Origin of the sequence: Streptomyces sp. NPDC102270, assembly GCF_044766405.1 — a bacterium.
In the GTDB taxonomy this organism is placed as follows: domain Bacteria; phylum Actinomycetota; class Actinomycetes; order Streptomycetales; family Streptomycetaceae; genus Streptomyces.
In genome coordinates this window covers 193,093-207,039 of record NZ_JBIWLX010000016.1, presented here as the reverse complement: position 1 = coordinate 207,039, position 13,947 = coordinate 193,093, and the positions used below count along the sequence as shown (strand labels likewise).

Below are 13,947 nucleotides of genomic sequence, written 5' to 3'. Positions count from 1 at the left end.
GCCTTCTGCGCGATGTCGACGAGACCAGGCCCTTCTGGTCCAGCTTGAAGTGCCGGCGCCGGCGAGGGCCGTACAGCTTCTGTCTGCTAGGGGCTGACCTGAGTGACCTGGCCGGGCCAGACCCCCGTCTCCAGCAGTGCGGCGATCGCCGCTGTGTACGGCTCGATGTCCAGGCCCTGCTCGGCCAGCCACGCGTCCGAGTAGTACTTGTCCAGGTACCGGTCGCCTGGGTCGCAGAGAAGGGTGACGACGCTCCCCCGGCGGCCCTCGGCCACCATCTCGGCGACGATCTTCAGCGCGCTCCACAGTCCGGTGCCGGTCGAGCCGCCCGCCCGGCGCCCGATGGCCCGGTCCAGGGCGCGCACGGCGGCGACACTGGCCGCGTCCGGGACCTTCATCATGCGGTCGATCGCCCCGGGCACGAAGCTCGGTTCCATGCGCGGCCGGCCGATGCCCTCGATGCGCGAGCCGCAGTCGCAGGTGACGTCCGGATCGCCGGTGCTCCAGCCCTCGAAGAAACAGGAGTTCTCCGGATCGGCCACACAGATGCGGGTGTCGTGCTGCATGTAGTGGACGTACCGGGCGATGGTCGCCGAGGTGCCGCCGGTACCGGCCGTGGCGACGATCCACGCGGGCTCCGGGAAACGCTCCAACTCCAGTTGCCTGAAGATGGATTCGGCGATGTTGTTGTTGCCGCGCCAGTCCGTGGCCCGTTCCGCGTAGGTGAACTGGTCCATGTAGTGGCCGCCCCTCTCCACCGCGAGGCGGGCCGACTCCTCGTACATGGTGCGCGGGTCGTCCACGAAGTGACACCGGCCGCCGTGGAATTCGATCAGGCGGATCTTCTCGGCGCTCGTCGTGCGCGGCATGACCGCGATGAAGGGCACGCCGATGAGCTTCGCGAAGTACGCCTCGGACACGGCGGTGGAGCCGCTGGACGCCTCGATCACCGGGCGGCCCGGCCTGATCCAGCCATTGCACAGGCCGTAGAGGAACAGCGAGCGGGCGAGCCGGTGCTTGAGGCTGCCCGTGGGGTGGGTGGACTCGTCCTTGAGGTACAGGTCGATGCCCCACCTCTCCGGGAGCGGGAAGCGCAGAAGGTGCGTGTCGGCCGAGCGGTTGGCGTCGGCCTGCACCTTGCGGACGGCTTCTTTCAGCCAGCCGCGGTAGGCGGTGTCACTGTGGTCGACGTCGAGGGTGTCGCCGGTCCGGGTCTGCTGAGGGGTGCTCACGGCGGGGCTCCTAACACTGCGCGCCGACGGCGCGTCGCGCGGCCGATGTCTCGATCATAGACACCTTCCGCACGCTTCTCACCTGCATAAACACACCTTTGAGCGCCCCAAAGACAGCCTGGGGTCGCAGCGGAGCGCGGCGGCGGGGGCGCATTCGAACGAGTGCTCCGGGCGCCCCCGGCGAGATGTCATGCGCACTGGTGCTCGACGCCCATGGCGGGCAGACTGCACCGGGCGGGACGGACGTCTCGAACGGGGGCGCGCACACTGGATCACGACAGAAGCCGGCTCTCGACCCACACGGGAGCAAGGGCCGGCAACCGACGCGCACAAGGGGGCGGGGCGGCATGGCGGAGCCGGAGTTCACGGCTATGGGCGTGCGGATCGGGAAGAGGTTGCGCTCGCTCACCCGGGCCGGCCAGGTCCGGATCAACGACGGCAGGCTGGAACTGCTCACCAGTTACGGCAGCGAGATCGACAGCGCGCCGGTACAGGCGGTGCGCGCTTCCAAGCCCTGGTTCGCCGCGGACGACCGGGCACTCGCGGACCTCAACGGCAACCGGTATCTGCTGACCCTGGGCGAGAAGGATCCCGCGCCGGGCGAGCCCGGGCCGCCCGCGGCACGCCGGTTCATCGAGGCCGTACGCAGGGCTGCGGGGCGTAGCGACTAGGTCACCGCGAGTTGCGAAGTCACACCTCCTGCGTCACGCTGGTCTCACATCACTCTGGGTTTACCGGCGATCACGCTGCACACCAGCCCGCCGGGCACGACGGCAGGCGGCCGTTCACGCAGGCACCTGCCGCATCGATCCGAACTCCGTGTTCTTCCGGACCTCACGTCGGGGAGTCGCAGCCGTGATCAGTCACCCAAGCAGGCATTGCACCGTGGAGCTTCAGGCTCTGCCGGCGCGGATCGGCCAGGTCCGCAGAATCCTTTCCGCACAGTTGCGCTACTGGCATCTGGATCCCCTCATAGACCGGGCCGTGCTCGGTGTGACGGAGCTGTTGACCAACGTCCACCGCCATGCCCAGCCCGACAAGACGTGCACCGTGAAGATCGAGCTGCTGCTCGACCGGCTCATGGTCTCGGTGCACGACCACGACCCGCGTCTGCCGGTCGTGGCCGACATCAAGGACACCGAACCGCTCGCCACGTGCGGCCGCGGGCTCGCGATGGTCGCCGCGGTCAGCGAGAGCTGGGGCGTACGGCCGGACGGCGAGTCGGGGAAGTTCGTGTGGTTCACCCTCCCGACGCCCTCCGCCGCACGGCCACCGCGTCGCACCGTCCTCGACAAGTCCGCGCTCAGGTTCGCCGAGGTGCGGGTCGACGGCCGCAGGCCCGAACACGCTCCCGCCCGGTCGGCCGTTGCCGGCTGACCGGGCGGTGACGCCTTCTCCTTCCGCTCGTGCGCCCGCGGGGCGCGCCCCTCCCGGTCTCCCGCGGCCGACGCGCCGGCTCAGTGACCGTCGGCGGGCTCTTGGCGGCCTCACTCGGTGGCGATCGCCCGCAGTACGTCGAGACGGGCGGCACGTTGGGCCGGGCGCAGGCCCGCGAGGGCTCCCGCGGCGAGGCCCACCAGGGCGACCACCGCGAGTTGCAGCGGTGGTATCGCGAAGGCGAAGGTGCTGTCGCTGGTCCCGTCCGAGGCCTTGACCAGGACCCAGCCCAGGAAGGCGCCGAGAGTGAGTCCACCGACCGTGCCGAAAGCGGCGACCAGGACGGACTCCCAGCGGACCATGGCGCGCAGTTGGGAACGGGTCTGGCCCACGGCCCTCAGCAGCCCCAGTTCGCGGGTGCGCTCGTGGATCGCCAGGGTCAGCGTGTTGGCGATGCCCAGCAGTGCGATGAGGACCGCGAGGGCGAGCAGCGCGTAGACCAGGGTGAGCATCATGTCGATGCCGCCGGCCGAGGACTGCGCGTACTCGTCGCGGGTCTGCACCTCGGGATGGCCGTACCGCGCCGCCACCTTCTCCACCGCCGCCTTGCCCGCGCCGGTGCTCACGCCGTCCTTGAAGGAGACCGCGACGAGCGAGTCGGAGTCCTGCGTGCGGTGTGGGGCCCAGGCCGCGCGGGTGATGACGTAGTCTCCCGCCAGCTCGGACCGTCCGTAGACCGCGCGGACCGTGAACATGTCCTTCTCGCCATCCGTGAAGGTGAGTCGGGCCGTGTCGCCGGTCGTGAGCCCCTGCTTTCGCGCCTCCGCCTCGGTGATGGCGATGCCGTCGGTGCCGAGGTCGCGCAGGGAGCCCCGCACGGTGCCGAGGTCGAAGGTGCGCTCCAGGGCGAGCGGGTCGGTGACGGTCAACGCCCGTCCCTGGCCGTCGACTTCGGCGACACCGCGTCCGAGACCCACGGCCGTGTCCACCTCGGGCAGTTGCTGGACGGCTCCGGCGAGCCGGGGGCTCAGTCCGCTGCCGCCCGCGCCGAACGACGGTGTGCTGACGGCGACATCGCCCGCGAAGGACCGGGACACGGTCTGGTCCATGGTGGCCTTCAGGGACGCCCCGAACACCGTGAACAGCGAGACCACGGCCACGCCGATCATCAGCGCGCCGGCGGTGGCGGCCGTCCTCTTGGGGCTGCGCAGGGCGTTGCGCCGGGCGAGGGAGCCGGTGACGCCGCGGAGCCGGTCGAGGGGACCTCCGAGCACACGTACGGCGGTCGTGGAGGCGACCGGGCCGAGGACCACGAACGCGACGAGGGCCAGAAGGGCGCCGGTGCCCGCGAGCCAGAGGGACGGTGACACCAGGACGCCGGTGAGGGTGACCGCCACCGCCAGCGCGGCCAGGCCGGCTCCGGTGACGGCACGGACACGGGAGGCGCCCGACCGGTCGACGGCCGTCTCGCGCAGTGCGGCGAGAGGTGCGGTGCGGCCGGCGCGTACGGCGGGCAGCAGCGCGGAGCCCAGGCAGACCACGACGCCGACCGCGAGCGGCTGCAGCATCGACAGCGCGCTGACCACCAAGTCGCCCTCGGGGAAGGGGAATCCGATCGCCGGGAACAGTGCCTGGAGGCCGGCGGCGACCCCGATGCCGCCCGCGAGGCCCGCGGCGGAGGCGGTGACCGCCACGACGCTCGCCTCGGTGAGGGTCGATGCGGTGACCTGGCGACGGGAGGCGCCGAGTGCCCGCAACAGGGCGTTCTCGCGGGTGCGTTGGGCGACGACGATCGCGAAGGTGTTGTGGATGGAGAAGGTGGCGACGAGCAGGGCCACGCCCGAGAACACCAGCAGGAAGGCCGTGAAGACGGTCAGGAACTGGCTGGAGATCATGTCGGTGTTCTCCTCGGTCGACTCCTGACCGGTGATCGCCTCAACGCCCTGGGGCAGTACGCGTGTCAGTCGGTCGACGAGTTCGCGCTGGCTGACACCGGGGCCCGCGCGCACCTGGATGCTCGACGCCTCGCCGGGCCGGGCCGTGAGGTACCTCTCGGCGTCGGCCCGGGTCATGCCCGTGAAGGTCACCTGGGCCATGCCGTCTTCGCCGCCGAAGGTCGCGAGGCCGACGATGGTCACCTCGACGGGGTCGGGTGTGCGCAGGATCGTCGTGTCGCCGATCCTCAGGTCGCCCTTCTCGGCGGTGCCGCGGTTGACGACGACCTCGCCGGACGTCTTCGGCGCTCGGCCCTCGGCGAGTTGATACGGGTTGAGCTTCGGGTCGTCGATCCAGTTGCCGGCGAGGGTGGGCGGACCCTTGCCGCCGATGGGCTTGCCGTTCTTGCCGACGAGCTGGCCGGCGCCCTGGATGTCGGGGGCGGCGGCCGCGACGCCGGGTACCTTTTCGACGGTCTCGACCAGGTCGGTGGCGACCGGCTCGCGCACTCCCTCGCTCTCCCCCGGCGTGGTGATGGCCTCGGCACTGCGGACGACGGCGTCGGTGCCGCCGGTGGCGTTGCCGAACATGGTGTCGAAGCCGGCGCGGAGGGTGTCTCCCATGACGAGTGTTCCGGCGAGGAAGGCGACCCCGAGGAACACGGCGAGGAAGGTCCCGACGAAGCGGCGCTTGTGGGCGCGCAGGGAGGACACGCTCAGGCGGAGGGAGGCGTTCATGAGGGATCCTCCGTCCGGGTCGGAGAGGGAGTCTCCGGTCCCGGGAGGGCTCGGGTCCGCGAGGGCGCCTGTGGCTGCGTGGGGGCTTGCGTGCGTGGGGCCGCCTCGGTCCGGGGGGACACTTCCGTCTGGGGCGTCGGCTCGGACCGGGAGGCCCCTTCCGTCCGGGAGGCCCCCTCCGCCCGGGAGGCCGGCTCCGACCGGGAAGCCCCCTCCGCCCGAGAGGCCGGCTCCGACCGGGAAGCCCCCTCCGCCCGAGAGGCCGGCTCCGACCGGGAAGCCCCCTCCGCCCGAGAGGCCGGCTCCGACCGGGAAGCCCCCTCCGCCCGAGAGGCCGGTTCAGTCCGGGAGAACACACCCGCCCGGGCGGTCGGCTCGGTCTCGGCGGTCGGCTCGGTCAGGGAGGACACCTCCGACCCGGGGGATACCTGCGTCCGAGAGGACGCCTCGGTCCGGGACGGCACCCCCGCCCGGGGGGACACCTCCGCGCAGGACGTCACCTCCGCCCGGGACCGCACCCCCGCCCGGGATGTCACCTCGAAGGCCTTCAGGCGGTCCAGGACCCTGTCGGCGGTCGGGGATTCCATCCGGTCCACCAGGCGTCCGTCGGCGAGGAAGACGACCTCGTCCGCGTGGGCCGCGGCCACCGGGTCGTGGGTGACCATGACGACCGTGCGGGCCGTCCGGCGCACGGTCCTGCCGAGGAGGCCGAGGACCTCGCCGCCGGAGCGGGAGTCGAGGTTTCCGGTGGGCTCGTCGGCGAAGACGACGTCGGGACGGCCGACGAACGCCCGGGCCACGGCGACGCGTTGCTGCTGCCCGCCGGAGAGCTCGGAAGGCCGGTGACGGAGCCGGTCGCGCAGGCCGACCACGTCGATCAGCGCGTCGATCCACTCGGGGTCGCCCTTGCCTCCCGCGAGGTCCAGCGGCAGTCGGATGTTCTCCTCGACGGTCAGCGTCGGCACCAGGTTGAACGCCTGGAAGACGAAGCCGACGCGGTCCCGGCGCAGGAGGGTCAGGCGGCGGTCGTCGAGGGAGCCGAGATCGGTGTCGCCGATGTAGGAGGTGCCCTCGGTGAGCGTGTCGAGGCCGGCCGCGCAGTGCATGAGGGTGGACTTGCCGGAGCCGGAGGGCCCCATGATCGCGGTGAAGCGGCCGGCCGGAAAGTCGACGCTCACCCCGTCCAGGGCCCGCACGCCGGTGTCGCCGCTGCCGTACACCTTCACGGCGTCGACCACCCGGGCGGCCGGCAACGTCCTCGTCGAGGCGGTCGTGGCGGTCATGCCGCACCGCCCTTGCCCGCCGCACGGCCGAACTGCTCGTCCAGCACGGACAGCCGGCGCCAGTACTCGTCCTCGTCGATCTCGCCGGAGGCGAAGCGGCGGCCGAGCATGGCGATCGGCGAGTCCCCGGAGGGGCCGGCGTCGGCCGGAGTACGCCAGGGGCCGCGGCGGCCGCGCCAGGCGGTGCGGCGCAGGAGCGTGACGACGCCGAGCACGACGGCCGCCCAGATCAACGGGAAGAAGAGGATCCACGGGCCCGGGCCACCGTCCCAGTTCGCGAGAGTCTGCATGTCGGTTCATCTCCTTGGAGTGTCTGAACGTGTCGTTCGGTGCTGCTTCGAGACTGGCTCCGGGGAGGGGGTCGGGTCGTCCTACGGCCAGCGGCAGTGCGTGTACCTCACGGGGAGTACGCGGGTCTGTTCCGCCTGCTCCTCCGGGGCCTCGACTTCTGTAACTACTAGTATGTACAGTGAGGCCATGAGCGCCTCGGACCGACTGATCGAGTCCACCCGTGAGCTGCTGTGGGAGCGCGGCTACGTGGGGACGAGCCCCAAGGCCATCCTGGAGCGCGCGGGGGCTGGACAGGGCAGCATGTACCACCACTTCAAGGGCAAGCCCGACCTCGCCCTCGCCGCGATCCGGAGGACCGCCGAGGAGCTGCGCGCCACCGCCGAGGGAGTACTCGGCGGCCCCGGCACGCCGTACGAGCGCATCGAGGCGTATCTGCGGCGTGAGCGCGACGTGCTGCGCGGCTGCCCGATCGGCCGGCTCACGATGGACCCGGATGTCGTCGCCAGCGACGAACTTCGCGCGCCGGTCGACGAGACGATCGACTGGATCCGTGAGCGCATCGCCGGGATCGTCGAAGAGGGCAAGGAACAGGGCCAGTTCGCGGCGTCGCTGGACGGCGAGGAGATCGCGGCGACCGTACTCGCGACCGTCCAGGGCGGCTATGTCCTGGCCCGCGCGTCCGGCTCGCCCGCCGCGTTCGACACGGGTGTGCGGGGCCTGCTCTCGCTGCTCACCCCCCAAGCACCGTAGAGAAGGCGACCGATGCACGCGATGCAGTACGCACTCACCCTGCCCGCCGACTACGAGATGGACGTCGTCCGCGCGCGCGTGGCCCGGGTCGGGCATGTGCTGGACGACTGGGAGGGGCTCGGCCTCAAGACGTATCTGATGCGCGAGCGCGGGGTGAACGGCTCGCCCGTCAACCAGTACGCGCCCTTCTACCTCTGGAACACCGTGGAGGGCATGAACACCTTCCTCTGGGGAGGTGCCTTCCAGGGACTCAGCGACGACTTCGGGCGGCCGTCCGTGCGTCAGTGGACAGGCCTGTCGTACGAGGAGGGAGGCGCCGCCGGCTCTCCTGCCCGGTGGGCCGTGCGGCGGTGTCAACCTGTGCCGCAGGGCATGGAGTTGACCGAGGCGATGGCGGACGCGGTGGGTGAGACGGAGCGGCTGGCCGGGCAGGACGGCGCGGTGCTCGCGGCGGCTGTGGTGGACACGGCTCACTGGGAGCTCGGCCACTTCTCGCTCTGGGCGCATCAGCCGTCCGGGGCGGACGGCGAGGTGTTCGAGGTGCTGCATGTGTCGGCACCGGGCCGGGGGCGGCTGCCACGGGGACGACAGTGGTGAGCGCGGTCGCGGTCCGTACGGTGGCCGGTGACGTGCCCGCCGAGCAGCTCGGGGTGTGCGACGCTCACGACCATCTGTTCTTCGGCAGTCCCCGACTGCCGGGGCAGGAACTGCGGAGTGTCTCCGCGGCGCGGGCCGAGCTGGCGGCGTTCGCCGCGCAGGGCGGTGGCACCGTGGTGCAGTGGACGCCGTACGGACTGGGGCGGCGAGCCGCGGATCTGCCGCCGCTGGCCCGGGAGACCGGGGTGCGGATCGTCGCCGCCACCGGGCTGCACCAGGCGATCCACTACGACGACGACACGCTCTCCGGGCTGCGCGGCAGGCTCGCCGATGTGTTCGTCGCCGAACTGACCGAGGGCATCGGCCCGTCCGGCGTCCGCGCGGGGCTGATCAAGGTGGCGGGCGGTTTCCACGCTCTGGACGCGCACGCCCGCTGGACCATGTCCGCGGCGGCCGCGGCCCATCATGCGACGGGGGCGCCGATCGCCGTCCACCTGGAGCTGGGGACCGGCGCGCTGGACGTACTGGACCTGCTGTGCGGGGAGTTGGGGGTGCCGCCGCGGCGGGTGATCCTCGGCCATCTCAACCGCTCTCCCGACCTCACCGTGCACGCCCAAGCCGCCGCGTCGGGCTGCTACCTCGCCTTCGACGGGCCGTCGCGCGCCAACCACGCCACGGACTGGCGCATGCCGGACGCCGTACGCGCCCTCGCCGAGGCGGGTCACGGGGACCGTCTGCTCCTCGGCGGCGACACCACGACCGCGGCCGCCCGGTCGGTCGACGGGGGCCCCGGGATGCCGTATCTGCTGCGCCGGGTGCGTCCGCGACTCGCCGTCGAGCTGGGTGAGGAACTGGTGCGGCACATCTTCGTCGACAACCCCGGTCGGGCCCTGGCCGTGGAGTGGAGCCGCCCTTGACGCCGCTCACCGGCCGGGCGCTCACCCGGGGAGGGCGCTCACCGGCAGAGGGCGTCGATGTCCTCGGGGAAGGCCGGGAACTCGGAGCGGGCGGAGGTGACGATGTCGCGGGTGGGGCGGCGCGGGGTGCTCGCGTGACGCTCGGCGAGTTCGGTCAGCGCCGGGTTCGGGCGGGCGTCGTACTGCTCGTGCTCCACCACCTCCATCGGGCCCAGGCCGTCGGCCAGCACCCACAGGAAGTCGGACAGGTTCGCCGCGACCACACCGCGCTCGCCCTCCGAGCCCAGGAACACCACGGGCTGCTCGGCGAGGGGCCGCCCCGGCCGCACGCGCCACAGGGCGGCGAGGCCACCGGTACCGTCCTGTCCGAAGACCCGGTAGGCGTCACCGTCCAGTTCGTGGTTGCCGGTCCAGTGGCGCAGCCAGTCGGTGGTCTCCTCGGCGGAGTCGAAGTCGTCGTACGGCTCGAAGTCGACGCCCTCGCCGTCGGCGTAGTCGAACTCCACGCGGGCCACGTCGGCCAGGGCGGCCGGGAAGGCACGGTCGTCCTCAGTCGTGTCGATCATGCCCGCAGGCTAGTCGCCGCCACTGACAACGGCCCCGCGCCACCGAGATGTCCACCGAGGGCGGCGCAGGTAGGCGCACGTCGGCGCTGTGGAGCTTGACGGCACCGCCGGGCACTCGACCAGACTGACCTGACCGGCCTGACAGCGATGGGATGAACATGCGAGTCGTCGTGATCGGCGGAAGCGGGCACATCGGCACCTTCCTGGTCCCCCGCCTGGTGCGGGCCGGCCATGAAGTGGTCAACATCAGCCGCGGCACGCGCACCGCCTACACCGAAGCCCCCGAATGGCAGCAGGTGCGTCAGGTGGTCGCCGACCGGGAGCGGGAGGACAGGGAGGGCGGTTTCGGGGGCCGGGTGGCCGGGCTGGGCCCGGATGTCGTCGTCGATCTGGTCTGTTTCACCTCGGACTCGGCCACCGCGCTGGTGGAGAAGTTGCGCGGTGAGGTCGGGCATCTGCTGCACTGCGGCAGCGTGTGGCGCCACGGCCCCGCCGACAAGCTGCCGATCTCGGAGACCACGGGCGCCCCGCCCGTCGGGGAGTACGGAATCCAGAAGGACCGGATCGCCCGGATGCTGAAGGAGGAGACCGCTGCCGGGGGCCTGGTGACCACGTCCCTGCACCCCGGGCACATCGTGGGCCCCGGCTGGCACCCGGTCGGCCCGCTGGGGAACTTCGACCCCGCGGTCTGGTACGCGCTCTCGGCGGGACAGCCGCTACGGATCCCCGGCAGCGGTGTCGAGCTGATGCACCATGTGCACGCGGACGACGTGGCGCAGGCCTTCGAGCGAGCGATCGAGCACCGGGACGCGGCGGCGGGAGAGGACTTCAACGTCGTCGCTCCCAGCGCGCTGAACGTCCGCGGATACGCCCGCGTCGCGGCCGGCTGGTTCGGTCGGACCGCGACGCTGGAGCCGGTGACCTGGGAGCAGTTCCGCAGGACCACGGCCCCGGAACACGCCGAGGTGAGCTGGGAGCACCTGCACCGCAGCCAGTGCTTCACCATCGAGAAGGCCAGGACCCTCCTCGGGTATGCCCCGCGCTACGAACCGGAGGCCGCCGTACTGGAGTCGGTGCGATGGCTGACCGACCACGGGGAGCTGAAGGTGGCGGGCGAGGTCAGCGCCTGACCGAACGCGCGCTTCTAGGACCGGCCGACGTCCAGGCGCTCCACCCGGGCCACGTTCTCCCGGTCCTCGGCGTCCTCGCTCGGCTCGGCGGTGAACCAGGCGTCGAGGATCTCCTTGAGGAGCGGCTCGGAGGTGAGGCGGAGGCTGAGCGCGAGGACGTTGGCGTCGTTCCAGCGGCGGGCGCCGTCCGCGGTGTAGGCGTCCGTGCACAGGGCGGCCCGTACGCCGGGGACCTTGTTCGCGGCAATGGAGGCGCCGGTGCCGGTCCAGCAGCACACGACGGCCTGGTCGGCCGTCCCCGCGGCCACCTCACGGGCCGCGGCCTCCGAGCAGACGGCCCACTGCGGGTCGGCGCCGGGGCTCAGGGCGCCGTGGGCGACCACGTCGTGGCCCCGCGCGCGCAGTTCGTCGACGAGAGTGCGCGCCACTGGTTCGTCCATGTCCGAGGAGACGGAGATCCGCATGTCACGAGCCTACTCGGCGGTTCGTCCAACGGACGACGGGTTCCAGGTAGGCGACGTGCGGACCGGCGAGGTCCGGCAGGTCGGCGGGGGCGCCGACGAGGGCGATCCGGTCGAACTCCGGGGCGTGGCCTCGTGCCGTCTCGGCGGCCACGAGTGCCGCGAAACGCTCGTGGAGGCGGTGCGCGGGCAGGGGCGGCGCCAGGTAGTGGACACCGACCTGTCCGTCCTCGCCGTGGGTGATCAGACAGCGGGTGAGGTCGGCGGCCGGAGGGTCGACGCCCGTCTCCTCGGCCAGTTCCACGGCCGCGTGGCGGCGCAGTACGTCCTCGTCGAGCGGCGCGTCGCCGGTGGGCGGTTCCACGGAGCCGCCGGGGAACTGCCAGCGGCCGGGCGTGGCGGTGGACGAGGACATACAGCCCACCAGTACGCGCCCGTCCTGCGTCGGCTGCACCACGCTCACGAACAGGGACCGCAGGGCGGTGGCGCCCGGGACGCGACGCAGGGCGAAGTAGCGATAGGTGACGCGGGACCAGGAGACGAGCAGGGTGTCCGGGGTTTCCCGGGACAGTCCCGCGCAGACCACCACCGGACCGTCGAAGAGCGCCGGGTTGGCCAAAACCGCCCGGTCCCACTCGCGGTTCATGGCCGTCCGCGTCCCGGCCGGGACCACCGGGGGCGCCACCTCGACCAGACGCAGCCCCCGCGTCTCCAGCAGCTCAGCCACGGGTCAGTGCCCGCAGCGGATCGTCCAGCACCGGCTGCCACGCCAACTCGGCCGCGCCGACAAGGCTGTTGTGGTCCAGGGTGCAGGCCAGGATGGGGACGCCGCCGCTCTGTCCCCACAGGCTGCGCTCGGCGACGACGGCCCGCAGGCGCTCGGGGTCGGCGTCCAGGAGGGTGCGGTGGAGGCCGCCGAGGATGATGCGGTCCGGGTTGAGGATGTTGACGAGACCGGCGAGGCCCAGGCCCAGGCGGTCGATCAGCGACTCGGCCGCCGTACGGACGGCGGGGTCGTCGTAGTGGTCGCGGACGAGGTCGTCGGCCTGCCGGAGCAGGGACTGTTCGGGGCCGGGGTCGAGTCCCGCCGCCGTGAGCAGGGCCAGCGGGTCGGCCTCGACGTCCAGGCAGCCGCGGCTGCCGCAGTAGCAGGGGCGGCCCTCGGGGTTCACGGTGAGGTGGCCCACTTCCAGGGCCAGGCCCGAACTGCCCGTGTGCAGACGCCCGTCGAGCACCAGCGCCCCGCCCACGCCCCGGTGCCCGGTCGCCACGCACAGCAGGTCCCGGGCGCCGCGGCCCGCGCCGTGCCGGTGCTCGGCGAGGGCGGCGAGGTTGACGTCGTTGCCCGCGAAGGCCGGTCCGGTGATGCCGGCCGCGCGCACGCACTCGTCGAAGATACGACGGACGGGGGCGCCCGCGGGCCAGGCCAGGTGCAGGGGGTTGAGGGCGAGCCCCTCGGGTTCGGCGACCGCGGACGGCACGGCGAGTCCGGCGCCGACGCAGCGTCTGCCGGTCGTGCGCAGCAGGTCGGCGCCCGCCTCCACAACGGAGCCGAGGACCTTCGCGGGGTCGGCGTCGACGGTCTCGCAGCCGGGGGCGGTGGCGACGATACGGCCGCCCAGCCCGACCAGGGCGGCCCGGAAACCGTCGGCGTGCACCTGCGCGGCCAGCACGACAGGACCCTCCTCGGCGACCGCGAGGCGGTGCGAGGGCCTGCCCTGGGAACCGGCGGCCGCGGTGGGCCGGGCGTCGACGCGGATCAGTCCGAGCGCCTCCAGCTCGGCGGCGACCGCGCCGGCCGTCGCCCGCGTCACCCCGAGTTCGGCGGTGAGCACGGCCCGGGTCGGGGCACGCCCGGTGTGCACGAGCTCCAACGCGGGCCCGAGCGCACCGCGCCCCCGGTCCAGCCGCGCCCTCGACGTGGTCCCTTCCCCCGCCGGCCGGGGGTCCGCCTTGCCGCTCATGAGGGCGAGTCTCCCATGATCCGTTCGTCACTCCGGTCAGAGGCCGCTGACGCGCAGCGTGATGTTGAGCCGCCCGGTCAGCCCCAACTCGGGCGGGGCGGTGCCCGGATGCACGCGGGGCACCCCGTGGTACGCGAGTCTCGACGGGCCGCCGAAGACGAACAGGTCGCCGGTGCGCAGCTCGACGTCCGTGTACGGCTTGGTCCGGGTCTCGGGGTTGCCGAAGCGGAAGACACAAGTGTCCCCGAGGCTCAGGGAGACCACGGGGGCGTCCGACTTCTCGTCGCTGTCGCGGTGCATGCCCATGCGGGCGTCGCCGTCGTAGAAGTTGATCAGTGCGATGTCGTATCCGGAGACCTCGGTGTCCAGGGCGTCCCGCACCGCGTCCCGGCCCAGTTCGCCCAGCCAGTGCGGGAAGGGCTTGACCGGTGCCCCGTCGCCGTCGACGACCGTGGGGGCGTAGCCGTACGGGTACCAGTGCCGGCCCAGGCAGACCTGCCGGGCGGTCATCGTGCCGCCGCCGGGGGTGCGGACCGTGCGCAGTCCGGCGGGCGGGCGCGCCCACTCCCGGCAGGCCGCCAGCAACTCGCGCTGCCGCTCCGGGTCCAGCCAGTCCGGCAGGTGCACCGCGCCCGGCGCGATCTCCGTGCGGGCTCTGGGGAACAGCTCGGCTTCCATGGTTCCATCCTGCCCGAGCGGGCCTGAGC

Annotated in this window: 14 protein-coding genes and 1 pseudogene; 6 read left to right on the top strand and 9 right to left on the bottom strand. The window is 72.5% G+C overall.

From position 1 onward, the window contains the following. Positions 1–86 precede the first annotated feature (86 nt). Positions 87–1,232, bottom strand: coding sequence for a PLP-dependent cysteine synthase family protein (locus ACIRP7_RS32025; RefSeq protein ID WP_403666268.1), 1,146 nt, complete (start codon positions 1,230–1,232; stop codon positions 87–89). A 347-nt stretch (positions 1,233–1,579) separates the two neighbouring features. On the opposite strand from ACIRP7_RS32025, the gene ACIRP7_RS32020 reads away from it, so the two are divergent. Beyond that, positions 1,580–1,903 carry a hypothetical protein gene (locus tag ACIRP7_RS32020; RefSeq protein ID WP_352386322.1) on the top strand — a complete coding sequence of 108 codons (324 nt, stop codon included), beginning with the start codon at positions 1,580–1,582 and terminating at the stop codon, positions 1,901–1,903. A 184-nt stretch (positions 1,904–2,087) separates the two neighbouring features. Continuing rightward, positions 2,088–2,609, top strand: a complete 522-nt coding sequence (locus tag ACIRP7_RS32015) for an ATP-binding protein (protein ID WP_352386324.1) — start codon at positions 2,088–2,090, stop codon at positions 2,607–2,609. 110 nt (positions 2,610–2,719) lie between these two features. Here ACIRP7_RS32015 and ACIRP7_RS32010 read toward each other — a convergent pair whose 3' ends face one another. The 3 genes and pseudogenes from ACIRP7_RS32010 to ACIRP7_RS32000 all read right to left on the bottom strand — a co-directional run bounded on the left by ACIRP7_RS32010 (position 2,720) and on the right by ACIRP7_RS32000 (position 6,854). Further along, a complete protein-coding gene (locus ACIRP7_RS32010) occupies positions 2,720–5,281 on the bottom strand; it encodes an ABC transporter permease (RefSeq protein ID WP_403666266.1) in 2,562 nt (853 codons plus the stop codon). A 527-nt stretch (positions 5,282–5,808) separates the two neighbouring features. Further along, positions 5,809–6,564 (bottom strand): annotated as a pseudogene (locus ACIRP7_RS32005) (ABC transporter ATP-binding protein); the annotation flags it as partial. Beyond that, the gene (locus ACIRP7_RS32000) at positions 6,561–6,854 is read right to left on the bottom strand and encodes an SHOCT domain-containing protein (RefSeq protein ID WP_403666264.1); all 294 of its coding nucleotides are present in this window, start codon (positions 6,852–6,854) and stop codon (positions 6,561–6,563) included. The pseudogene ACIRP7_RS32005 and the gene ACIRP7_RS32000, both read right to left, overlap by 4 nt. 172 nt (positions 6,855–7,026) lie before the next feature. Here ACIRP7_RS32000 and ACIRP7_RS31995 point away from each other — a divergent pair, with 172 nt between their 5' ends. From ACIRP7_RS31995 to ACIRP7_RS31985, 3 genes are read left to right on the top strand one after another with little or no spacing between them, the layout of a single operon-like run. Continuing rightward, a complete protein-coding gene (locus ACIRP7_RS31995) occupies positions 7,027–7,605 on the top strand; it encodes a TetR/AcrR family transcriptional regulator (protein ID WP_403666262.1) in 579 nt (192 codons plus the stop codon). Between the two features lie 12 nt (positions 7,606–7,617). After that, entirely contained in the window at positions 7,618–8,202 is a 585-nt protein-coding gene (locus ACIRP7_RS31990; protein WP_403666260.1) for a DUF4865 family protein, read from the top strand. Beyond that, positions 8,196–9,119, top strand: a complete 924-nt coding sequence (locus ACIRP7_RS31985; protein ID WP_403666258.1) for a phosphotriesterase — start codon at positions 8,196–8,198, stop codon at positions 9,117–9,119. Before ACIRP7_RS31990 ends, ACIRP7_RS31985 begins: the two co-directional genes overlap by 7 nt. 38 nt (positions 9,120–9,157) lie before the next feature. Here ACIRP7_RS31985 and ACIRP7_RS31980 read toward each other — a convergent pair whose 3' ends face one another. After that, entirely contained in the window at positions 9,158–9,685 is a 528-nt protein-coding gene (locus tag ACIRP7_RS31980) for an SMI1/KNR4 family protein (protein WP_403666256.1), read from the bottom strand. Between the two features lie 152 nt (positions 9,686–9,837). On the opposite strand from ACIRP7_RS31980, the gene ACIRP7_RS31975 reads away from it, so the two are divergent. Then, on the top strand, positions 9,838–10,815 hold the full coding sequence (locus tag ACIRP7_RS31975) for an NAD-dependent epimerase/dehydratase family protein (protein ID WP_403666255.1): 978 nt from the start codon (positions 9,838–9,840) through the stop codon (positions 10,813–10,815). A 14-nt stretch (positions 10,816–10,829) separates the two neighbouring features. On the opposite strand, the gene ACIRP7_RS31970 is transcribed toward ACIRP7_RS31975, so the two are convergent. The 4 genes from ACIRP7_RS31970 to ACIRP7_RS31955 are packed head-to-tail and all read right to left on the bottom strand — an operon-like array spanning position 10,830 to position 13,918. Further along, positions 10,830–11,279, bottom strand: a complete 450-nt coding sequence (locus ACIRP7_RS31970; protein ID WP_403666253.1) for an RpiB/LacA/LacB family sugar-phosphate isomerase — start codon at positions 11,277–11,279, stop codon at positions 10,830–10,832. Position 11,280: 1 nt separating this feature from the next. After that, a complete protein-coding gene (locus ACIRP7_RS31965; RefSeq protein WP_403666251.1) occupies positions 11,281–12,003 on the bottom strand; it encodes an NUDIX hydrolase in 723 nt (240 codons plus the stop codon). Next, on the bottom strand, positions 11,996–13,240 hold the full coding sequence (locus tag ACIRP7_RS31960) for an ROK family protein (protein WP_403666249.1): 1,245 nt from the start codon (positions 13,238–13,240) through the stop codon (positions 11,996–11,998). The genes ACIRP7_RS31965 and ACIRP7_RS31960 overlap by 8 nt, the downstream gene beginning before the upstream one ends. Positions 13,241–13,276: 36 nt before the next feature. Then, entirely contained in the window at positions 13,277–13,918 is a 642-nt protein-coding gene (locus ACIRP7_RS31955) for an alpha-ketoglutarate-dependent dioxygenase AlkB family protein (RefSeq protein WP_403666247.1), read from the bottom strand. Between the last annotated feature and the right edge of the window lie 29 nt (positions 13,919–13,947).